Annotated in this window: 23 protein-coding genes; 15 read left to right on the top strand and 8 right to left on the bottom strand. The window is 62.6% G+C overall.

Annotation, left to right across the window (positions count from 1 at the left end):
- Positions 1–7: 7 nt before the first annotated feature.
- Positions 8–544, bottom strand: a complete 537-nt coding sequence (locus tag GYH35_RS27215; protein ID WP_161830052.1) for a DsbA family protein — start codon at positions 542–544, stop codon at positions 8–10.
- Positions 545–742: 198 nt separating this feature from the next.
- Here GYH35_RS27215 and GYH35_RS27210 point away from each other — a divergent pair, with 198 nt between their 5' ends.
- From GYH35_RS27210 to GYH35_RS27190, 5 genes are read left to right on the top strand one after another with little or no spacing between them, the layout of a single operon-like run.
- Positions 743–1,648, top strand: coding sequence for a DNA ligase (locus GYH35_RS27210; RefSeq protein ID WP_161830051.1), 906 nt, complete (start codon positions 743–745; stop codon positions 1,646–1,648).
- Positions 1,649–1,680: 32 nt separating this feature from the next.
- Entirely contained in the window at positions 1,681–1,959 is a 279-nt protein-coding gene (locus tag GYH35_RS35185; protein ID WP_161813361.1) for a type II toxin-antitoxin system Phd/YefM family antitoxin, read from the top strand.
- Positions 1,960–1,968: 9 nt separating this feature from the next.
- Complete coding sequence (locus GYH35_RS27200; RefSeq protein WP_161813360.1) at positions 1,969–2,379, top strand: type II toxin-antitoxin system VapC family toxin; 411 nt, start codon at positions 1,969–1,971, stop codon at positions 2,377–2,379.
- A 39-nt stretch (positions 2,380–2,418) separates the two neighbouring features.
- On the top strand, positions 2,419–2,874 hold the full coding sequence (locus tag GYH35_RS27195) for a PH domain-containing protein (RefSeq protein ID WP_161813359.1): 456 nt from the start codon (positions 2,419–2,421) through the stop codon (positions 2,872–2,874).
- Positions 2,864–4,372, top strand: coding sequence for a PH domain-containing protein (locus GYH35_RS27190; protein WP_161830050.1), 1,509 nt, complete (start codon positions 2,864–2,866; stop codon positions 4,370–4,372). Before GYH35_RS27195 ends, GYH35_RS27190 begins: the two co-directional genes overlap by 11 nt.
- A 5-nt stretch (positions 4,373–4,377) precedes the next feature.
- On the opposite strand, the gene GYH35_RS27185 is transcribed toward GYH35_RS27190, so the two are convergent.
- The 3 genes from GYH35_RS27185 to GYH35_RS27175 all read right to left on the bottom strand — a co-directional run bounded on the left by GYH35_RS27185 (position 4,378) and on the right by GYH35_RS27175 (position 7,715).
- Complete coding sequence (locus GYH35_RS27185; RefSeq protein ID WP_161813357.1) at positions 4,378–6,060, bottom strand: serine/threonine-protein kinase; 1,683 nt, start codon at positions 6,058–6,060, stop codon at positions 4,378–4,380.
- A 373-nt stretch (positions 6,061–6,433) separates the two neighbouring features.
- The gene (locus tag GYH35_RS27180) at positions 6,434–6,907 is read right to left on the bottom strand and encodes a hypothetical protein (protein WP_161830049.1); all 474 of its coding nucleotides are present in this window, start codon (positions 6,905–6,907) and stop codon (positions 6,434–6,436) included.
- A 268-nt stretch (positions 6,908–7,175) separates the two neighbouring features.
- Positions 7,176–7,715, bottom strand: a complete 540-nt coding sequence (locus GYH35_RS27175) for an Lrp/AsnC ligand binding domain-containing protein (protein ID WP_129642550.1) — start codon at positions 7,713–7,715, stop codon at positions 7,176–7,178.
- Positions 7,716–7,868: 153 nt separating this feature from the next.
- On the opposite strand from GYH35_RS27175, the gene GYH35_RS27170 reads away from it, so the two are divergent.
- The 6 genes from GYH35_RS27170 (at position 7,869) to GYH35_RS27145 (ending at position 14,948) form a co-directional block, all read left to right on the top strand.
- Positions 7,869–8,912: a Leu/Phe/Val dehydrogenase gene (locus GYH35_RS27170; RefSeq protein WP_161830048.1), complete on the top strand. Its 1,044-nt coding sequence runs from the start codon at positions 7,869–7,871 to the stop codon at positions 8,910–8,912.
- Entirely contained in the window at positions 8,909–10,156 is a 1,248-nt protein-coding gene (locus GYH35_RS27165; RefSeq protein WP_161813354.1) for a thiamine pyrophosphate-dependent enzyme, read from the top strand. Before GYH35_RS27170 ends, GYH35_RS27165 begins: the two co-directional genes overlap by 4 nt.
- Positions 10,153–11,169, top strand: coding sequence for an alpha-ketoacid dehydrogenase subunit beta (locus tag GYH35_RS27160; RefSeq protein ID WP_161813353.1), 1,017 nt, complete (start codon positions 10,153–10,155; stop codon positions 11,167–11,169). Before GYH35_RS27165 ends, GYH35_RS27160 begins: the two co-directional genes overlap by 4 nt.
- Positions 11,166–12,419: a dihydrolipoamide acetyltransferase family protein gene (locus GYH35_RS27155; protein ID WP_161830047.1), complete on the top strand. Its 1,254-nt coding sequence runs from the start codon at positions 11,166–11,168 to the stop codon at positions 12,417–12,419. The genes GYH35_RS27160 and GYH35_RS27155 overlap by 4 nt, the downstream gene beginning before the upstream one ends.
- A 172-nt stretch (positions 12,420–12,591) precedes the next feature.
- Entirely contained in the window at positions 12,592–14,292 is a 1,701-nt protein-coding gene (locus GYH35_RS27150; protein ID WP_161830046.1) for an EAL domain-containing protein, read from the top strand.
- Between the two features lie 50 nt (positions 14,293–14,342).
- Positions 14,343–14,948 carry a GNAT family N-acetyltransferase gene (locus GYH35_RS27145; RefSeq protein WP_161830045.1) on the top strand — a complete coding sequence of 202 codons (606 nt, stop codon included), beginning with the start codon at positions 14,343–14,345 and terminating at the stop codon, positions 14,946–14,948.
- Here the strand turns inward: GYH35_RS27145 and GYH35_RS27140 are convergent.
- The 3 genes from GYH35_RS27140 to GYH35_RS27130 form a co-directional block, all read right to left on the bottom strand.
- Positions 14,935–15,456 (bottom strand): gamma carbonic anhydrase family protein, encoded by a 522-nt coding sequence (locus GYH35_RS27140; RefSeq protein WP_161813349.1) that lies wholly within the window; start codon positions 15,454–15,456, stop codon positions 14,935–14,937. The two genes, GYH35_RS27145 and GYH35_RS27140, sit on opposite strands and share 14 nt — an antisense overlap.
- A gap of 71 nt (positions 15,457–15,527) precedes the next feature.
- Entirely contained in the window at positions 15,528–15,809 is a 282-nt protein-coding gene (locus GYH35_RS27135) for a hypothetical protein (RefSeq protein ID WP_161813348.1), read from the bottom strand.
- 39 nt (positions 15,810–15,848) lie between these two features.
- A complete protein-coding gene (locus tag GYH35_RS27130) occupies positions 15,849–16,217 on the bottom strand; it encodes a hypothetical protein (protein ID WP_161830044.1) in 369 nt (122 codons plus the stop codon).
- A gap of 80 nt (positions 16,218–16,297) precedes the next feature.
- Between GYH35_RS27130 and GYH35_RS27125 the strand changes: the two genes are divergently transcribed.
- The 4 genes from GYH35_RS27125 to GYH35_RS27110 all read left to right on the top strand — a co-directional run bounded on the left by GYH35_RS27125 (position 16,298) and on the right by GYH35_RS27110 (position 19,928).
- A complete protein-coding gene (locus GYH35_RS27125; RefSeq protein ID WP_161830043.1) occupies positions 16,298–16,831 on the top strand; it encodes a hypothetical protein in 534 nt (177 codons plus the stop codon).
- A complete protein-coding gene (locus GYH35_RS27120) occupies positions 16,821–17,432 on the top strand; it encodes a DUF6036 family nucleotidyltransferase (RefSeq protein ID WP_161813345.1) in 612 nt (203 codons plus the stop codon). Before GYH35_RS27125 ends, GYH35_RS27120 begins: the two co-directional genes overlap by 11 nt.
- Before the next feature lie 77 nt (positions 17,433–17,509).
- Positions 17,510–18,439: a DUF4365 domain-containing protein gene (locus tag GYH35_RS27115; RefSeq protein WP_161830042.1), complete on the top strand. Its 930-nt coding sequence runs from the start codon at positions 17,510–17,512 to the stop codon at positions 18,437–18,439.
- Between the two features lie 103 nt (positions 18,440–18,542).
- Positions 18,543–19,928: a PQQ-dependent sugar dehydrogenase gene (locus tag GYH35_RS27110; RefSeq protein WP_161830041.1), complete on the top strand. Its 1,386-nt coding sequence runs from the start codon at positions 18,543–18,545 to the stop codon at positions 19,926–19,928.
- Here the strand turns inward: GYH35_RS27110 and GYH35_RS27105 are convergent.
- A complete protein-coding gene (locus GYH35_RS27105) occupies positions 19,861–21,216 on the bottom strand; it encodes an MATE family efflux transporter (RefSeq protein ID WP_161830040.1) in 1,356 nt (451 codons plus the stop codon). The genes GYH35_RS27110 and GYH35_RS27105 overlap by 68 nt on opposite strands.
- Positions 21,217–21,290: the final 74 nt, after the last annotated feature.

The following is a 21,290-nucleotide window of genomic DNA, read 5'->3' as shown; positions in this document are numbered from 1 at the left end:
CACCGTGTTACCTGGCGAGGAGAGCCGCCACTTTGTCGAACAGCGATTGCATGCCGGCGGACACATCGTGAATCTGGCCGTTCACGAAGATGCCGGGGGTGCCACGCACACCGCTGCGCCGGCCGCTATCGATGTGCTCGCGAATCCGCTGCCGGTAGATCTCGTCGTCCATCTCGGCGCTGTAACGCGCCATGTCGAGATTCAGCTGCTCGGCATAGTGCTGCAATTGATTGGACTTCAGGTGCAGCTGATTGACGAACAGCAGGTCGTGCATCTCCCAGAACTTGCCCTGCGCAGACGCCACCTCGGACGCTTCCGCGGCACAAAGCGCGTGTGGATGCACTTCTTCGAGCGGGAAGTGACGGAACACGATCCGCACCTGCTCCGGAAAGCGGCTCAGCAACAGCTTCAGCGAAGGCGCGGCCTGCTTGCACGTCGGACATTCGAAATCGCCGTACTCGACGATGGTGACTGGCGCGTGCGCGGGCCCGCGCGAGTGATCGATCGTGGTGACTGGCGTCGCCAGGTCGTGCTGCTGATTCATGCATCCTCCTGCGCCGGCCGGCAGCCGGCAACCAAGCCCGATACTACCGCCGATCGTGGGCACCGGAGTTGAATCTCAGTGCTTTTCGGTCGGGATGTGCTCCATAGCAGAGGAGCGGTGCGCGCATATCGGTAATTTCTGGGCGAGTGAGCCCGAAATGCGAGGCTTTGGCGCTGCCCGTGGTGCTTACATAGACGCATGGACACTGCACACAACCTCGCAGCTCGCAAGACAGTCGTACGACTCATTGTCGAATCTGCGCTCGTCGCGGGCGCCGCGCTGAGTGCACCTGCCCTCGCGCCAGCAGCGCCGCCGCCACTCTTGCTCGCCAACGACTACGACGACGCGGAAGTGGATCTGTCGCGCTACTGGGTGAGCGAGAAATACGACGGCGTGCGCGCTTATTGGGACGGCAAGCGCTTGGTCACTCGCGCTGGCAACACGATTCATGCTCCAGAATGGTTCACGCGCGACTGGCCCACCGACCCTCTCGACGGCGAACTTTGGGCAGGCCGAGGGCGATTCGAGCAAGTCACCGCAACGGTGCGAGACCTCGAGCCCAACGACAGTGCCTGGCGTCACATCCGCTTCATGGTCTTCGATCTGCCCGCGCACGGCGGAATCTTCAGCGCGCGGCTGGAAACACTGCGAGCTTTGCTCGCGTCGACGCACATCGACTGGCTACGTGAAGTAACACACTCGCGCGTCACAGATGAGGCCGCACTCCACCTTCAACTGGAGACCGTCGCCGCGGCTGGTGGCGAGGGCTTGATGCTGCATAAGGAAGATTCGCTGTATCGCGCCGAGCGCAACGACGATCTGTTGAAGTTCAAGCCCTATCAAGACGCCGAGGCGCGGGTCATCGCGCACCTGCCTGGCCAAGGCAAGTATCTCGGCATGCTCGGCTCACTGCTCGTGCGCACCGCCAACGGCACGGAGTTCCGCATCGGCACCGGCTTCACCGACGAGCAACGCCGTCTGCCACCGCCCATCGGCAGCTCGATCACTTACAGCTATCACAACCTGACCGCTCGCGGCATCCCGCGTTTCGCTCGCTTTCTACGCGCGCGACCGCCGGATGAGGGGGTCCAGGATCCGGATTGATTTCATGTACAGATAGATGTACATTTTGGCGAATGGAGCAAAGCTATTCCATCGCCGAAGCTCGAGCCAACTTGCCCACCCTCATCGACCAGGTGGAGGCGGGCGTGGCCGTTGAATTGACTCGCAGAGGCAAGGGAGTCGCAGTCATGATCTCAGTCGCCGAATATCAACGCCTGCGCAGCAAGCGCACCTCCTTTCAGGACGTCTATCAGAAGTTCCTGAAGAAACATTCGCTCGCCGAGGTCGGCCTGGAAAAGGACTTCGCCCGCAAGCTCCGCGATCGGAGCCCCGGACGCAAAGTCGAATTTTGAGTCCGCGCCGTGCTGCGTTACTTGCTGGACACCAATGTGGTGTCGCAGCCGATGATGAAAACGCCTTCGATCGGCGTCCTGCGGAAGCTCGCAGCGATCGCGGATGAGTGCGCGATCGCTGCGCCGGTGTGGCACGAGCTGCAGTTCGGCTGTAAACGTATGCCCGCCGGCAGACGGCGCGACGCTTTGCAAGACTATCTCGCGGATGTGCTCAGCACCTTCGAGATCTTGGCGTACGACGACCTGGCGGCAAAGTTGCACGCGATCGAGCGCGCGCGCCTGGAGGAACAAGGTATGACAGTACCCTTTGTTGACAGTCAGATCGCCGCCATCGCACAGATCAATGAGCTCGTACTCGTGACGGAAAACGTGCGCGACTTCGCGCCCTTCAAAGGGCTGACGGTAGAGAACTGGTCTTAAGTTAGAATCGGCTCATCTTCCGCAGGCAGGATGACGCCGTTGCAGCTCTCACACGTCGACTCGGCGGTTATCGGCGTCTGGCGCTGGCAGGCAGCCATCGCCACTTTCATTGTCGCGGTTCCCACGTTCGCATTCGGCCCCTCAATACCCTGGCTCTGGCCGCTCGCGCCGGCGCTGGTAATCCTCTGCGGCGGCTTCCTCACGTGGTGGTGGCCGGCGCTTTCGTATCGGCACTTGCGCTTCGGTGTTGACGAGACGGGCATCGCGATCGAAAGAGGCGTGATCTGGCGGTCGCGGATTGCGCTCCCGCGCGTTCGCATTCAACACACCGATGTCTCGCAAGGCCCGCTCGAACGCCGTTACGACATTGGCACCTTGAAGATGTACACGGCGGGCAGCAGGCACACGATGATCGAGCTGCCTGGATTGCGGCACGAGGACGCCATCGCTCTGCGCGATGCGCTGCTCGCCGAAGGAGCCGGCAGTGGCGTCTGACGGCAACTTTCAGCCGACGCTTCGGCTGCACTCGCTGTCATGGGTGTTCGGCCTGAGCAACGCGATCAAACAAATGGTCCTGCCGCTGATCGCCCTGCTCTTCTTCAACGTGCGAGACGACACGCCGGGGCCGTTCGGTCCCTGGATCGTGCCCGCCATCGTCGCGTTCGTCGCAATTCGCGCCGTGTGGGTCCAGCTCACGTTCCGCTATGGCTTCAGCCCGACGGGCCTGGTCGTTCGCGAAGGCATGATCTTCCTCAACACGCGTTACATCGAGTACGCACGCATCGAAAACATCGACACGGAACGTCGCTTGTTACATCGCCTGCTCGGCGTCGCCGAAGTGCGCGTGCAGACATCCACGGGCGGCAAGCCGGAAGCGCTGATCAGCGTGCTCGACCTGGCCGCCGTACAAGACATGCGCGACCGAGTTTTCTCGGAAGCCAGGCCCGCCGAGCAGACAGTTGCGGCGCCCGCTGAAGACACCCTGCTCCACCTGGGCATCGGCGAGCTCGTGCGTCACGGCCTGATCGACAATCGCGGAATGATACTGGTCGTGGCGGCCTTCGGCGTGTTGCACGAAGCAGGCGTGTTCGTCATCAACGAAGAGCTGTTCGATCGCGTGCTGCATTCCCCATCCGCGGCCGGACTCGCCGCACTCGGCCTGGTGATGCAAATCGGGCTGGGCATTCTCACGATACTGGGCGCCATCGTCGCCGTGCGCATCCTGTCGGTGATACTGGCGATCGTCACGTTCTACGATTTCAGATTGACGCACGTCGCCGGCGATCTACGCGTCCGTTATGGGCTGTTCACGCGCGTCGCCCTGACCTTGCGAACGCGGCGAATTCAAGCCGTCCATCAGAACGAATCGCTGCTGCATCGCTGGTTCAAACGTGTGTCGCTGAATGTCGACCTCGCCGGCGACAGCGGCGTTGGCGAGGGCAGCGGCGATAGTTCACGCAACAAGACGCGATGGCTCGCTCCCGTTTGCCCAGCAGACGCCGCCCCCGAACTCATCGCCGCCGCTTTGCCCATGCTGGATCTGAGCGCCGAACCCAACTGGCAACCATTGGCGCCCGGCGCGCGAGGCCGCATCTTTCGCAAAGCGTTGCTGTGGTCAGTTTTGATTTTGACTGCGCCGGCCATCTGGTATCTGCATGCAGGCGCGATCGTCATCGTGCTCGGCTGCATTCCCCTGGCCTGGATGCATGCCCATTTGTACGTGAAGAACACTCGCTGGGCGCTGGCGCGCGACGCCGTGCTGTTTCGATGTGGCTGGCTGAATCGCCGGCTCTCCATCGTGCCGCGCAATCGAGTGCAGACCTTGAGCATCGAAGCGACGCCCTTCGATCGACGCAGCCGCATGGCGAGCATCTACGTCGACACCGCCGGCGCCAGCGCGATGACGGCGGGAATCAGGATTCGTTATCTGGGCGCCGACGTGGCGCAGAGATTGGCGGCCGCTCTGTATCGAACGGCCGGCGTGACGGCGTAACAGCGTCAATCGCGTGCGAGCGATAACACTCGCGAGAACGGCGAATCCGTCTTGCGCCACAGGCGACGGCGCAGCGACGCCATCGCGATGATCATGCCCGGCAGGATGCCGCTGAGCGCGCTGTACAGATAATTGCGATCGGTGACGTGATCGGCCTGCACCAGCAGCGCCAATCCAAGCAGCGTGCCGAACACGGCGCCTATGAACGAGACCTCGAATCTGAACCTGCCGGCGGCAATCCGCCAGCGACGCGTCACGTAGTCCATGCTGCTGGCCCATACCGAGCCGCACAACATCATCACCAGGCCGTTGCTGAGGCCGGACAACTTTTGCGCGACGACCAGCACCAGGCCGATCCACATCACGGTCGCGATGAACGCCGCGATGACGTGGCTGCGGTAACGCGAGCGGAAAAACGTCTCGCAGAACTCCACCATCAACGCCGTGCCTATGCCGACGGCGATGCCGGAGGGATACATCCATTCATGAATGCGCCCGATGCTCAGGCTGTCGAAGTAAGCGAACAGCGCACCGGCAATCGTGCCCAACGCGATCGAGCGACCGAAGGCGTTGAAGATCGCGCCGGCAGCGTCGTCTTCGCGGCGCGCGACGATGCGACTCTGCAATTCACGCAGCGATTCGAAGCGAGCATCCGGCCGCGGTGACATCGCACGCATGATGGCGCGAGCGATCTGGCGCGGAATGTCGCGACGGACCCGCTCGATCGGCTGCACGGCGCCCATCGGCACGCGACCCGTCAACAATTCATACATGAGCACGCCGAACGCGTATTGGTCGGCACGCCAGTCGACTTCCTTCGCATCGGCGTGCTGTTCGGGCGCCATGTAGTAGGCGGTGCCCAGGTTCATGCCGGTGCGGGTCAGCTCGTTGTTCTGATAGGCCCGCGCGATGCCGAAGTCCATGAGCTTCACGACGCCGCTGCTGTCGATCCAGACGTTCTCGGGCTTGAGATCGCGATGAACGATGAAACGATGCGCGTGACGCAGCGCTTCGAGCAACTGCTCGCCGATCGCGGTCGCTTCCTCGACCGGGAACGGCTTGCCGGTTGCGAGCTGCGCCTGCATGCGACGACGCAAGCTCACGCCGCGCAGGCGCTCCATCGTGAAGAAATATCGGCCGCTGGCCACGCCCACGTCGAACACGCGAACGATGTTCGGATGAGCGAGCTTGCAGGAAACCTTCGCTTCGGCAAGGAAACGAGTGCGAGCGGCATTGCTCGACAGCAACTCGTTGCGCAGCACCTTGATCGCGACTTCTTCGTCCTTCAGACGATCCCGAGCCGCGAACACACGACCCATGCCGCCGTCGCCGAGCACTGCCTGAATCTCATAACGCCCCTGGAGCACGACGCCCGGGCCGATGACGACGTTCGAGCCCTGATGAACCTGAGTTTCCTGCTCGCCGACGTCATCCATACGCATCATGGTGACGGCTTCGCGATTGACCTGGCGGGTCGCAGGCTCGGTGGCGCTGCGCGCAGTCTGATAGGCGGCGACCAGTCGGGCCAGATCCTGTTGGGCCGATTCCTGGGCTGCCGGAGTCTCAGCGTTGATGAGCTTGTGCTGGAGAACCGCCAGACGATCCGTATAGTTTTGCCATAACGTGGCAGGATCGTCGGCTGACTCCAGCCCGAGCAGCATCAGAGCGTTCTCCAGACGGCTGGACATAGTAGTTAGCGCTTACTTCCGTGCAAAAACCAAAGCAACGTTTCATCCCGGACTTTTTGTAATCCCGCGTATCGATTCCGGGGGGGACACATTGCACTAGGGCTGACTGCTTGAAAAGTGCCTCCACCAGCAGACACTGCCCATGACAGCGGAAACCTGATAGCACTGCCTCCGGCGAGGCTGCGCCAAGGTCCATTCGACCGATTATCGGCCTTGCAATGCCAGTCGTCGGGCGGCGAACTTTCGGCAACCCTGCCGCCATAGGAAGGTTCGCGCGCCTGTCGCCGATCACCCACTGCGCTTGCGCAAAAGTTAGCTGCCGCCCCGGGCCGTTTGCAACACGGCCCTGGAATGATGAACGAGACTTCAGTTTCTATTGGCCGTGCCGGCGATGCTTGCAACGCATGGCCCATTGGTGACGGGCATGCAGACGCTCCGCTTCGCTATCGGCTTCCGGCGGCAATTTGCGAATCGCCTGCAAGGCGGTGGAGTGCGCGATGGCCACTTCGGGATCGGTTTGTAACAGCGCGCGATAGCGCTCCAGGAAGGCCTGCTCGACCGGCGCCCCGACTCCCGACAGCAGCGCGACCGCATGGGCGCCGATGGCTGCGATTTCGGACACGGGCAGGTCGCCCTCGTGCAGGGCGTGATCGACGTCGGCGATCAACTGATACAGCGGCCGCAGCCATTCCCATTGGGGATCCCCCATGATCTGACGCAACAGGGCCAACGGCGATTGCTGACTGCCGAACTTGCGCTCGACCGCGATCACCACTCCCAACAGTCCGCGCAGGGCCCGGCTCGCATCCTCCAACGCATGCAGATCAGGCGAATCGGCTCGAGTCATGGGCAGCAGCTCCGGTTGGCATTGCGCCTATCCTGCGCCCATCCCCCCCTATTTTTCACGTCGACGGCACGCTCCGCGCAATGCCCTGGTGGCACGCCCGGGGGCTCAAACCGACATCCGCAACGATCTCTCGCCTTAGAGAGACCCTCGCTCGCATGGATGAAGCCTATGTAGCGGCGAGAGTCAGCAGGTCACCGCGCCCGGTTCCCCCTGGCGCGGCAGCTCCTCCTCCGCAGCGATGGGGCCGGGCGAGGGTCTTCTCTTTCACTCAGGATCGGGCGCGTCGGCGCTTGGGCGCCGCTGCTCCCGCCCGGCCAGCGTCGCTGACACGCACTCGAACCGCGTGCGTCGACTTCACTTCTTCCAGCACGAAGTACGTTTGCGTGTGACGGACGCCGCGCACGTTGACGATCTTGTCGCCGAGCACGCGCCGATACTCATCCATGTCCTGCACGCGCGTCTTGATCAGATAGTCGAAGCCGCCGGCCACCATGTGGCACTCGACAATCTCCTCCACCAGCTGCACGGCTTCCTTGAAGCGCTGAAACACGTCCTGAGTGGCGTGATCGAGCGTGACTTCGGTGAACGCCAGCATGCTCTGCCCGAGGCGCTTCGAGTTCAGGTGCGCGTAATAGCCGTCGATGAATCCTTCACGCTCCAGGCGGCGCACACGCTCGATACAAGGGGTCAGCGTTAGATTCACGGTGCGTGCGAGCTCCGCGACGGTCAGCCGCCCGTCGGCCTGCAATAGCGACAAAAGCTGTCGGTCGACGCGATCCAGTTCACGGCTTGGCGGATTGCTGCTCATGGCGATCTAGTAATTCCTCCTATTCTGGCTCGCTCGTTTGGCAGACTCTACTGCCAAACACTCGGTATTGTAGCGCAATATGCTCCGGGACAGGCGGAGCGGACCAGCACCCGCTTCGCTACCACCATAACTCCAGCGAACTTCCGACCAGCAATGTTCGACCATCCTTCGTTCGACCGGCACGAGCGCGTGGTCTTCGCGCACGACGCCGCCACCGGCTTACACGCCATCGTGGCTGTCCACTCCTCCGCCAGAGGCCCGGCCGCCGGCGGCTGCCGCTTCTGGCACTACAACTCCACGCAGGACGCCGTCGCCGATGCCCTGCGCCTGTCGCGTGGCATGAGCTACAAGAACGCGATGGCAGGCCTGCCGCTCGGCGGCGGTAAAGCGGTCGTAATGTTGGACACCCACCGGCCGAAGACGCCGGCCATGCTCGAAGCCTTCGGCCGGTTCGTCGATTCGCTGCAGGGTCAATACATCACCGCCGAGGATGTCGGCGCGTCGGTCGCCGATATGGAAATCGTCGCCGGCCAGACGCGTTACGTGAGCGGATTGCCGCGGACCGCAGTGACTTCCGACGGCAATCCCAGCCCGAAGACGGCGCTCGGTGTGTACCTCGGCATCAAGGCAGCGGTGAAATTCAGACTGAAGAAGGACGAACTGCGCGGCTTGACCATTGCAGTGCAAGGCCTCGGCGGCGTGGGTTACGAGCTGTGCAAGCTGCTCGCCGCGGACGGCGCGAAGCTGCGCGTCGCCGATGTTCGCGAAGCCGTGACTCAGAAGGCCGCGACACAATTCGGCGCCGTTGTATCCAGCCCGGACGGGGTTCTGTTCGAGCGCGCCGATGTGATCGCGCCCTGCGCATTGGGCGCGGTCTTCGACGCCAACAGCATCTCGAAACTGCAAGCGTCCATCGTTGCCGGCGCAGCGAACAATCAGCTCGCGACGGCGCAGGACGGCGCGCGACTGCATTCGGCTGGCGTGCTGTACGCCCCCGACTATGTGATCAATGCGGGTGGCATCGTCAGCGTCGGCCGTGAATATCTGGGCGGCGCGACGGCCGAGTCCATCCTCGCCGAGATTCACCGGATTCCAGTTCGACTCACCGAAATTTTTACGCGTTCCAGCGCGACCAATCGTCCCACCAGCGAGCTGGCGGACGAGATGGCCCGTCAGCTGCTTGCGGAGGCCCGATGATGCGATCCCGTTTGCACGTTCCGAGACCGCCGGCTCGTCCCGGCGAGAAACCGGATTTCAGTTATGTCGCGGTTTCTCCGGCAGGCGCTGCCGCCCGGCCCGATCCGAACGCGCCGTTGAACGAGACCGAATTTCTGTCCCGCGAAATGGTCCGCGTGCTCGATGACAAAGGCCGCGCCGTCGGCCCCTGGAATCCGCATCTCGCTGCGGCCGATCTCGAGCTCGGCCTGCGTCACATGATGCTGACGCGCGCCTTCGATGACCGGATGCATCGCGCCCAGCGCGGCGGCAAGATCACTTTCTACATGAAGTCCACCGGTGAAGAAGCCGTCTCGGTGGCCGCCAACATGGCGCTGAAGCCCAGCGACATGATGTTTCCTGCGTATCGCAATCAGGGCCTGCACATAGCGCGCGGCCTGAAGATCGTCGATCTGATGTGCCAGCTGCTGTCCAACAGCCGCGACATGTGCAAAGGCCGCCAGCTGCCCGTGATGTATCACTCCGCCGAAAGCAATCTGTTTTCAATCTCGGGCAATCTCGCCACCCAGTTCCCACAGGCAGTGGGCTGGGCCATGGCCGCGGCCATCAAAGGCGAGGACCGCATCTGCTCGACCTGGCTCGGCGATGGCAGCACGGCCGAAGCCGACTTCCACTACGCGTTGCTGTTCGCGCAAATCTATAAAGCGCCCGTCATCCTCAACGTCGTGAACAATCAGTGGGCTATCTCGACGTTCCAAACGTTTGCTGGCGGTGAGGGCCGCTCGTTCGCCTCGCGCGGCCCCGGCTACGGCATGCCGGGCATTCGCGTCGACGGCAACGATTTTCTCGCCGTTTACGCTGTAACTCAGTGGGCTGCCGAGCGTGCGCGCACTGGCGCCGGCCCGACATTGATCGAGCTCGTCACCTACCGTGCCGCGCCCCACTCGACCAGCGACGATCCGTCGCGCTATCGCCCGAAGGACGAAGAGAAGAGCTGGCCGCTCGGCGATCCGATCGAGCGCTTGCAGGGCCATCTGCGGACGCTCGGCGCGTGGTCCGACGAACAGGAACAGGCGCTCGCGAAAGAATACGAAGAGCACGTCAACCAGGCGTGGAAAGAGGCCAACACCTACGGCACGCTCACCGACGGCCCGCAGCTCGATCCTGAAACCATGTTCCAGGACGTGTTCAAAGAACAAACGCCCAACCTGGCCCGCCAGCGCATGCAGCTGGCGCAGGAATTGAAGGAGCGCGCGCAGAAATGACTCAGATGAATATGATCCAGGCGCTCAACTCCGCCATGGATGTGATGATGGCGCGCGATCCGGGCGTCGTGTTGATGGGCGAGGACGTGGGCTACTTCGGCGGTGTGTTCCGTGCCACCGAAGGCCTGCAACGCAAGTACGGCGAGCATCGCGTGCTCGACTCGCCGATCGCCGAGGGCGGCATCGTCGCCACGGCCATCGGCATGAGCATCAACGGGCTGCGTCCGGTCGCGGAAATTCAGTTCGCCGATTACATCTATCCGGCCTACGACCAGATCGTCAGCGAGCTCGCGCGCATTCGTTATCGCAGTGGCGGCGACTTCTGCGCGCCGGTGACGATCCGCACGCCTTGCGGCGGCGGCATTCGCGGCGGCCAGACTCACTCGCAGAGCCCGGAAGCGCTGTTCGCGCATGTGTCGGGCCTGAAGGTCGTGATGCCGTCCAATCCTTACGACGCCAAAGGCTTGTTGATCGCCTCCATCGAAGAAGACGATCCGGTGATCTTCCTCGAGCCCAAGCGACTGTATAACGGCCCGTTCGATGGCGATCCGAACAAGCCGGCGGTGGGTTGGAACTCGCATGCTCGCGGCGATGTGCCGGAAGGCCATTATCGCGTCGAGCTCGGCGTCGCCGATATCGTTCGCCCGGGCAGCAAGCTCACCATCATCACCTACGGCACGATGGTGCACGTCTGTCTCGCCGCCGCCGAAAAAGCCGGCGTCGATGCCGAGGTGATCGACCTGCGCTCGATCGTGCCGCTGGATGTCGAAACCATCGTCAACTCGGTGAAGAAGACCGGCCGCTGCATCGTCGCGCATGAGGCAACGCGCTTTGCCGGCTTCGGCGCCGAGATCCTGTCGACCGTTCAGGAAGAATGTTTCTGGCACCTGGAAGCGCCGGTCCTGCGCGTCGCGGGCTGGGACACGCCCTATCCGCACGCGTTCGAGTGGGAATATTTCCCTGGCCAGGCGCGCGTCATTGCCGCCATTAAAGCAACGATGGAGGCGTCATGAGCCGTCATGTGGTGAAACTGCCGGATCTCGGCGAAGGCACGGTGTCTTCCGAGGTCGTGGCGTGGAAGGTCAAAGTCGGCGATGTCGTCGGCGAAGACCAGCCCATAGTGGAGATGTCGACCGACAAGGCCGTGGTCGAGCTTCCCGCGCCGGTTGGCGGCAAAGTAGTTTCGCTCGGCGGGCAGCCTGGCGATCAGATCGCGGTCGGTGGCGAACTTTACGTGCTGGAAACGGACGCCTCGGCGGCCGTTGAAAGCGCGCCCGCCGCGGCTCCGGCTCAGGCCGCAGCGCCGGCGAACGCTTCCAGCGCCGCCGCCGCGAGCAACGGCGTCGCTCAGCCTGCAACGGCCAAAGCGTCAGGCGGCCGAGTGATGGCATCGCCTGCGACGCGCGCACGCGCGAAGCTCGCTGGCATCGATCTCACGACCGTCAGCGGCAGCGGCCGCGACGGCCGCATCCAGCGCCAGGATCTCGACGCGGCGATCAATGATCGACAAGCCGGCAAAGCGCCCGCTCCCGCATCCACCCCGAGCGGGCGCCAGGTGCGTACCGGCACGGAAGAGATCCGCATTCTCGGCGTGCGTCGCGTGAGCGCGCAGCGCGTGGCCGATTCGAAGAGAAACATTCCGCACTTCGCGTATGTCGAAGAAGTCGACATGACGGAGTTGGAGCGGCTGCGCAAACATCTGAACTCGCAGCAGCCGAAGGGCTCGCCCTCCTACACCTATCTGCCGTTCCTGGCGATGGCGCTGGTGCGGGTCGTCGAGCAGTTCCCGAAGGTGAACTCGCGTTATGACGCCGAACGCAACGTGCTCATCCGTCACGACGGCGTGCACATCGGCGTTGCCACTCAGACCAGCGATGGTCTGAAGGTGCCGGTCGTGAAGCATGCCGAATCGCTGTCGCTGAAGGAGATTGCGGCCGAGATCCGCCGCGTCACCAACGCGGCGCGCGAAGGAACCGCGAGCCGCAACGAGCTGCAGGGCTCGACGATCACGATCACCAGCCTCGGCAAGCTCGGTGGCATCGTCTCGACGCCCATCATCAACGCGCCCGAAGTTGCCATCGTCGGCATCAACAAGGCGGTCGAACGCCCCGTCATCGTCAATGGCGAGGTCGCGGTCCGGTTGATGATGAACCTGTCCTCCTCGTTCGATCACCGCTTCATCGACGGCTACGACGCCGCCGAGACCATTCAGGCGCTGAAAGAAAAGCTCGAGCAGCCGGCGACGATCTTCATCCGCGATTGATGCTTTCCCCTAAGCGGCGGGCGTGTGATGCAAGTCACACCGCCCGCCGTGCAGGCCGCGGCCGTTGCGCCGCATGACACGATTCCCCGCGGCCTGCTGAGTCGTTTGCGAACGGCTTCTCACCGCGCAGTCAGCCGCCACCTTACATTTGCTGCCTCCCCTGGATCCGTCTATGGACTCGGCAGCCAGCACCATCCGTCAGTTTTTGATCGAAGCGCAGCGACGCATCGGCTGCCATGCGGTCGGCTTCACTTCGCCCTCGCGCGATGACTTCCATTTCCATTGCCGCAGCGACGACGCGCGTGAAGTGGAAGAGATGCTGCGCGGGATTGCCGATACTTTCCTGGCCCAGATCCGCGAGACCAACAGCCCGGTGATTCGCAACCGCGTCCGCTACGAGAATGGCGGGCCGATGATCGGACGCTTCCTGGTCGCGCCGGTGTTCGGGTCGTCCGGCGAACTGGCGGGCGCCGTGATGATGTATCGCCTCGCCACGGAAGACTCCTTCGAGCAGGGCGATCTCAAGAAAGGGGCGCAGCTGAGCCGTCAGCTCGCACGGTTGTTGTCGCTACCCGCTGACCCGGTCACTGGATTGATCGCGCGTGCCGGCATCGAAAAGCTCGTCGATTGGCGCTTGAAGGCGCTCGGCGAACGCGCCAATTCCAGCGTGCTCTACGGCGACATCGATCGGCTGCACGTCGTGAACGACATGTTCGGCTTCGAAGCGGGCGACCGCGCCATCGCAGTCGTCGCGAATGCTCTAGCCGCAGCGCTTGCATCCGAAGACGCGGTGTTGAGCCGCCTGTCGGGCGATCGCTTCACCATCTTTCTTCCCGACTGTCCTCTGCCTCGAGCGCAGAAGATCGCGACGCGACTTCGCGAAGCCGTGCAGGCCCGCTCGCTCGTTGTTGGCGACGACTCGATCCCGCTGTCGATCTGCTTTGGCGCAGCGGTGTTGACGATCGGCGAGCGCAGCTTCGACCACTCCCTCGCCGGCGCCGAAGTCGCCTGCAAAGCCGCCAAGGAGCGCGGCCGCAATCGGGTCGAGGTCTATGAAGTTTCGGACACCAGCATCATTCGTCGACGCGAGGACATTTCCATCGTCGGCCGGCTGCGCAGCGCCCTCGAGGAAGGCCGGTATCAGATCTTCGGCCAGCCGATCGCCTCCCTGCTGACGCGCGACTCGGTGCACCGTTACGAGATGCTGCTGCGGATCATCGACGAGAAAGGCCGCCTGGTACTGCCGGGGTCTTTCATGTCGTCGGCTGCGCGGTATCAGTTGATGCCCCAGATCGACCGCTACGTCATCGCCGATGTGTTCAAACATCTGCGCGGCGCCAGTGCACGACCTGGCTTCAGGCCGCTGCATGTTTCCATCAACCTGTCCGGCCCGACGCTCGGCGACGATGCCTTCCTCGACTGGGTGCAACTGCAGATGGACGAGCACGGCGTGACCGGCGAATGCCTCACTTTCGAGCTGACCGAAACCTCTGCAGTCAACAACATGGAACACGCTCAGCTGTTGATGAGCACACTCGGCGCCCGCGGCTGCCGATTCGCACTCGACGATTTCGGCACCGGCCTGAGCTCGCTCACGCACCTGAAGAACCTGCAGTTCTCTTCGTTGAAGATCGACGGCTCGTTCATCCGCGACCTGCTGCATAACGAACGCTCGCAAGCGCTGGTCGGCGCCATCGCCCAGCTGGCCGGCGCCATGGGCATGGAAACGATCGCCGAGTACGTCGAGACGCCCGAGATCTGCATGCGCCTGATCGAGCTGGAAGTCCAATACGGCCAGGGCTACGCCATCGGCAAACCCCGGCCGCTCAATAGCATTCTCGCCCCCGCCGCCGGCCTGCTGCACGCCAGCTGACGCGTTTGCGCTAAGCTAGCTGCATTCATTCATAAACAGATGGCGCTGCTATGCCCTGGCCGGATCCGATTTCCCTACATGGCGATCATGCCTTTCTCGAGCCGCTGAGCCTGGCCCGGCACGATGAGTTCGTCGAAGCCGTGCAAGACGGCGAGCTGTGGAAGCTGTGGTACACCTTCATCCCCTCGCCCGAGCAGATGAAGTCGGAAATCGACAAGCGCCTCGAGCAGCAGCGCAAGGGAACGATGCTGCCGTTCGCGATCGTCGCCTCGGACACGGGCAAGGCGGTCGGCATGACGACTTACATGAACATCGACGCCGAAGCTCGCCGTGTTGAAATCGGCAGCACCTGGTATCGCAAGCAAGTCCAGCGCACGGCGATCAATACCGAATGCAAGCTGATGCTGTTGACGCATGCGTTCGAGAATCTCAACTGCATCGCCGTCGAGTTCCGTACGCACTTCTTCAATCATCAAAGCCGCCGCGCCATCGAACGGCTCGGGGCGAAGCTCGACGGCGTGCTGCGCAGCCATCGTCGTTCGAGCGACGGCACGCTACGAGACACCTGCGTGTACAGCATCATCGCCAGCGAATGGCCGACGGTGCGCTCACACCTTCGCCATCAACTCGCGACCCGCGGCGTCAAATCTCCTTGAGATTGGCGAGGAACTGCGCTCGCCGCTCGGCATAACCCTGGGCGGCTTTCATCAGGTTCTCCACGTCTTCGTCGGTCAGCTGCCGCGCCACTCGTGCGGGCGCGCCGAGAATCAATGAGCGGTCGGGAAACACCTTCTTCTCGGTGACCACCGCGCCGGCGCCGACCAGACACCCCTTGCCAATGACCGCGCCATTGAGCACGACCGCCTGAATGCCAATCAACGAGCCGTCGCCGATCGTGCATCCATGCAACATCGCCTGATGCCCGATCGTGACGTTCTCGCCGACGTTTAGTTGGATACCAGGGTCCGTGTGGAGTACCGCGCCTTCCTGCACATTGGAGTTCTTACCCAATGTGATGACGTCGTTGTCGCCTCGGATCGTGGCTCCGAACCACACGCTTACGTTTTCCGATAGCACGACGCTGCCGATGACACTGGCATTAGGAGCGACGAACACGCTGTCGTGGACGGAAGGGATGCGTTCGCCGTAGCGGTAAACTGGCATGGGGACTCCGCGGGATCAGATGTTGGTTGCGGCGTGCATTCTAACTGGAGCCGCCGTGGGCATGTCACGCGTCAGCGGCCCGCCGCCTTGAGCTGGGCTCCCATCTTCGCCCCTTCCTCTGCGATCTCAGCGCACTCTCGATACAGCGCGCCGTTCGTGTCCAGCGCTTGTGAGCAGAAGCGCATCAACGCGTCCGTCGCGAATTCGATCTCCTGGCTCGACCACTTTCGCAACAGCGTGCGCTTGTAGTCGACCAGGTAACTTCGGAGGTACCACTCCGCGCTCTCTTCGACATCCGCTTGGGCGGAGAGGTTATTCAACAGTTCGCTGATCGATTGGATGGGGTCCGGCATGCCGGGCATGATACAGGGGGTCGCTGGGCGCAGCCCGCATCACTTTTCGCGCATGGAGAACCGAAACCACTCCCCGTGATCGCGTCGAAGCTCGATCGCCTTGCCCTCGGGAGAACGGAGACGCACGGCTGAGTCAGGGTAAATCTGCAGAAGATCATCCTGCTCGAGAGCCAGTGCGCCAAGGATCTCGATGGCCTCTCGATGATCGCGAGTTACATAGGCGGTCCCCCGGACAAGATCAACGACGGTGCCTGCGGCGACTGGCAGCACTTCCGCTCGAATGACCGGTTCCTCCAACGAAACCGTCTCGGCGGATCGTGGCCTCACAGCCGAATCATCCGGTTCAGACGCGCAGGAAGCGATTGCGCCAGCGACTACGCAGAACAGCACGATGCAGCTCTTTCGCATTCTTCGCTTCCTTCGGCCGTATGACCCCTGGCAAGGGCGTCGTCGTTGATCTTTTGATCAACTCATGAAATGCTATGTTGATGAAAAAGTCAACACCAGCCCTGCCGGAGATCCTGGGCTCGCTCGCCCGCTCGGCACGCGCGCGTAAGTTGAGCGACACAGAATGGGCCGCCCGCGCCGGCTTGCGCAAGGAAACGCTCTCCCGGCTGCGTCGTCGCGACTCCTGTGATTTTGCAACCCTGGATGGTCTGGCAGCCGCAGTCGGCGCGCGCATCGCGGTCGTAAGCGCCGATTGGCCCGAATGCTCGCCCGATGGGCATGTTCCACTGCAAGTCCATCGCGACTACGAAGAACGCCTGCTCGATCTTTGCGCCTCGCAAACGCTCGATCTGCAACGCTGGACCGATCTCGGCCCACGCTTCTTCATGGCGGGCCTCGCGGTGATGCTGGCGAGCGTGCCCGAACTCGACCGCCGCGGCCTGCTTTCGCTCGCGGAGTCACTGCACCCCGGCGCAAGCGAACCCGTCGTGTTCGAACAGTGGCTGAAGCGCAGCCCAGTGCGCCCCTCGCGCTTTCTGCCCATGCTTGCAGCGGAGATGAAACATGCGGCCTAGCCCGTCCGCGCGACCGGAATACGTGGCCGCCTTCAGCGAACTCGTCTCACGCATCGCCCAGCCACTGAGCGCGCTTCCAAAGCGTGCACTTCCCATCAAGATGTATGTTGCCGGCGGCGCCGCCATGCACTTCTACACGGGCTCGCGAACTTCCAAGGATATCGACGCCGCCTTCTCTCATCGCATCGCCCTGCCCGAAGACCTCGAAGTGACGTATCGCGACGCAGACGGCAGCGCGCGATTGTTGTACTTCGATCGACAATACAACGATACGTTCGCACTGATGCACGAGGACGCGCGAGACGACTCGGTGTCGCTGACCCTGAAGGGCATCGATGCCGGAGTTCTGGACGTCCGTTTGTTGTCCGCCCTGGATCTGGCGATCAGTAAGATAGGTCGCTTCAGCAGTCAGGACCGTGAAGACGTGATGACCCTGGCGAAGCATGACCTGATTCGCTCGGCGGTGTTACGAAAACGGGCAAACGAAGCGGTGCAGGCTTACGTCGGCAATCTGGACAGCCTGCGCAGCTCCATCGATCTCGCCTGCAGGATTGTTGAAGATGTGGAGAAGCAGAAATCGTCGGGGCGGGTGAGGAAATAGCGGCCGCAACGGTCAGCCGCATTCACTTATCGGTGGCGCGCCGTCGAGGCTGGCGGATGGCACGAGGATGATGTCGAATGGGTCGAAAGAAAGAACGTTACGCTCCTACCGAACGCATCGGCGTCAATGCCGTAGATGGGATCGTCCTCAAGGAACTAGGCTGGATTTTTCGCGAGCAGCCGATCGTGGACTTCGGCATCGACGCACATATCGAGCTCTCCGCTCATGGCGATCCCACGGGCAAGCTCATAGCGCTGCAAATAAAAACCGACGCCACTCGCTCCAGGTGCCCCAAAGGCGGCTACGTATATCACGGCGATACGACACACCTGGACTATTGGCTGGGTCATGCGCTTCCAGTAATTCTGATAGTGCACTTGCCCAAATGCGGTGAAACCCTTTGGGCACAAGTTACCGCCGATGCAGTCAAGCACACCAGGAACGGATGGAGCATCCGCATCCCCAGGCGGAACAGCCTCGGGCGGGCCACAAAAGCCGCCCTGAAAAAAGTGTTCGAAGGAACGCCAGGGCAGCAGCGCCTGAGGAAACTCACGATCGATCTGCCTCTCATGCGGCACATCAAGGCTGGCAACAAGGTTTCCGTGGAGCTGCAGGACTGGGTGACCAGATCAGTCGGGCGCACCTCCATCAAGGTATTCATTGACGACCGGAGCGACGAGCAGCACTCCAACCACGCGCTCACGTACTTCAGCGGGCACAGCATCAGCGGTGTTGCGCAAGCCCTCTTCCCGTGGGCGAAGGTCAGTCTCGACGAAGACTTCTACGACATGAACGACGAGCTGACGCCACCATGGTACGAAAGCCCGGATCCCGACGCTGATGCCGAGCAGGAAGGAGAGTCCGTTGCCTCCGTCGAGCATGGCCCTCGCATCTATCCCTATGCCGAGCTGGGTGGAGGCGAGGTTCGAGTATATCGACTCCAGCTCGACCTGAACGGCCTGGGCGATGCGTTCCTGACACTGTCGGACCATTTAGAGAGCGAGTGAGGAACGACAGAAAAGTACGTCGGGCCGACGCCGCGCGCCCGCCCGGAACTCCTCCCCCACCCCAGCCCTTCCGCATACAACTCCCTTCCTCTGGGACCTTGTCATGCGCACTCCTACAAAAATCGCGATCACATCATTCACGGCCTCCCTGGTCGCCACCGCCGCTGCGACACATGCCGCCGAAGTCACAACCCAGATGACGCAGGATCAAGGCTACGGCGCAAACCCCGAACTTCCCGCGCCGGACAAATCTCTCATTCCCACGGTGAACGTTGCTGAAGCAAAGCCATGGGCGGCCGACCAGGCGCCGACGCCGGCGAAGGGACTGGCCGTGTCTCGGTTCGCGTGCGAGCTCGATCATCCTCGGTGGTTGTATGTGCTGCCGAATGGCGATGTGCTCGTTGCGGAGACCAATGCGCCCGAGCGGCCGGAAGATAGCAAAGGCATCAAGGCATATTTCCAAGGCAAGGCGATGAAGAAGGCGGGCGCGAAAGTGCCCAGCGCCAATCGCATTACGTTGCTCCGTGACGCCAACAGCGATGGCAAACCGGAGGTGCGCACGAAGTTCATCGAAGGCTTGAACTCGCCGTTCGGCATGGCGCTGGTGGGGACAAATTTCTATGTTGCGAACACCGACGCGATCGTGCAATTCAACTATGAGCCGGGCCTCACCGAGATCAAACAGAAAGGAATGAAGTTCGTCGATCTGCCCGGCGGCCCGTTGAATCATCACTGGACCAAGAATCTGATCGCGAGTCCGCAGGGCGACAAGTTGTACGCCACGGTCGGCTCGAACAGCAATGTCGCCGAGAACGGCATTCAAGCGGAGCAGAAGCGCGCGGCGATCTGGGAGATCGATCGCGCTACCGGCGAGACGCGAGTGTTCGCATCCGGGTTGCGCAATCCGAATGGCATGGACTGGCAGCCGCAGAGCGGCGTGTTGTGGACCGTCGTGAACGAGCGCGATGAGATCGGTCACAACCTCGTGCCCGATTATTTGACGTCGGTTCAGGATGGTGGCTTCTACGGCTGGCCGTACAGCTACTATGGCAAGAATGTCGATGAGCGAGTCGAGGAACAGCGCCCCGACCTGGTCGAGAAGGCGATCGTGCCGGACTACGCGCTCGGCTCGCACACGGCCGCGTTGGGACTGGTCTTTTACAACGGCGAGCTGCTGCCGGACAAATATCGCAACGGCGCCTTCATCGGCCAGCACGGCTCATGGAATCGCGAGCCGCGCAGCGGCTACAAAGTGATCTTTGTTTCTTTCGCGAATGGCCGCCCGATCGGCATGCCCGAAGAGGTGCTGGGCGGATTCATCGGCTCCAAGGGTGAAGCCCGCGGCCGACCGGTTGGCGTGGCGGTCGGCCGCGATGGTGCGCTGCTGGTCGCCGACGACGTGGGCAACTGCATCTGGCGCGTTACGCCGGCTGCGTCGCAGGTAAGCCAAGCTGCAGACGCATCTGCTTCCGGAGCAGAGTCACGCTGATCACGGCCTGCACGGCGCTCGCTACGATCGACAGATACCAGACGTGCTCGATCTGGTAGCCGGGCTGCGACGTGAGCCACATCAGCGGCACTGCGTACACCAGCAATCGCGAGGCCGAGCTGAGCAGTGCCGGCACCGTGTTGCCCAGCGCCTGGAACAAGCCCGAGCAGGTGAAGATCAGCCCGCTCATCACGAAATTCCAGGAGATCAGGTGCAGGAACAACGCGCCGACGCGAATGACTTCGGGATCCTTCGAGAAGAACGCCACCAGCGCTTCCGGCCGCCACTGACACAGCACCATCACTGCCAGCATGACGCTCACACATTGCACGGAGGCCACACGAAACGTCTCGCGCACGCGTTCCATGCGCTTGGCGCCGTAGTTCTGGCCGGCGATCGGCGCGACCACGAACGCAATCGCCATGGCCGGCATGAAGATGCCTTGCATGATGCGTGAGCCGATGCCGAAGCCGGCCTGAGCGGCCGCGCCGAAGTCACGAATCGCCCAATAGGTGATCGCGGTGTAAAGAAACATCAGCGCGAACTCGCCGCCTGCCGGCAGACCGACGCTGAGCATGCGCCGCCATACCGCGACGCGCGGCTGCCATTGCTCGGGATGGAAAGAAACGTACTTCTCCAGCCGCCCGAAATAAACAGACAACAGCACCACGCCGGCCGCAATCGAAATCGTGCTCGCCAGGCCCGCACCGGCAACGCCCATGGCGTAGCCCGTGCCCCAACCGGCGATGAGCACCGGAGCGAGCGCCGTATTGAGTAGCACCGTCAAGACTTGCACGACCATGGTCGGCTTGACGATGCCCGTGCCACGCAATGCCGAGGACATGGATACGAGCGCGAACTGCAGCGCCAGTCCCGGGAAGAACCAATACAAGTAGGCCTTGCCCGCCTCGATCGTCGCTTCGTCGGCGGCGACCGCCTGTAAGTACGGTCCGGCCATGAGATACCCGGCAACGATCACGATCAAACCGCACAGCGCGGCAATGAGCAGCGACTGGTTGAACACCAGATTGGCGTCCTGCTGATCCTTGCGCCCCACCGCGTGCGAGATCAGCGCCACCGTACCGACGCCGAGCACCTGCGTGAGAGCCAGCACGATGAACATGACGTTGCCGGCGGCACTCACGCCCGCGACGGCGGCGTCGCCCAACGCGGCCACGAAGTACAGGTCGACGAAGTAATACAGGGTCTGGAACAGCATGCCCGCCGCCGTCGGCACCGCAAGCGAGACCAGGTGCCCGGCGATGGAGCCTTGTGTGAGATCTTTCATGCGCTGTCGGTCATGCGCCGCCCGTCTCGGGCCAGACGCGGATGCTTCAGAACTGGGGAGACGCGTATTGTGCT

The sequence above is a fragment of the Steroidobacter agaridevorans genome (assembly GCF_009932555.1).
Classification (GTDB): Bacteria; Pseudomonadota; Gammaproteobacteria; order Steroidobacterales; family Steroidobacteraceae; genus Steroidobacter; species Steroidobacter agaridevorans.
Note: the sequence above shows the minus strand (reverse complement) of the source record. Positions and strands in the feature narration are given on the sequence as shown.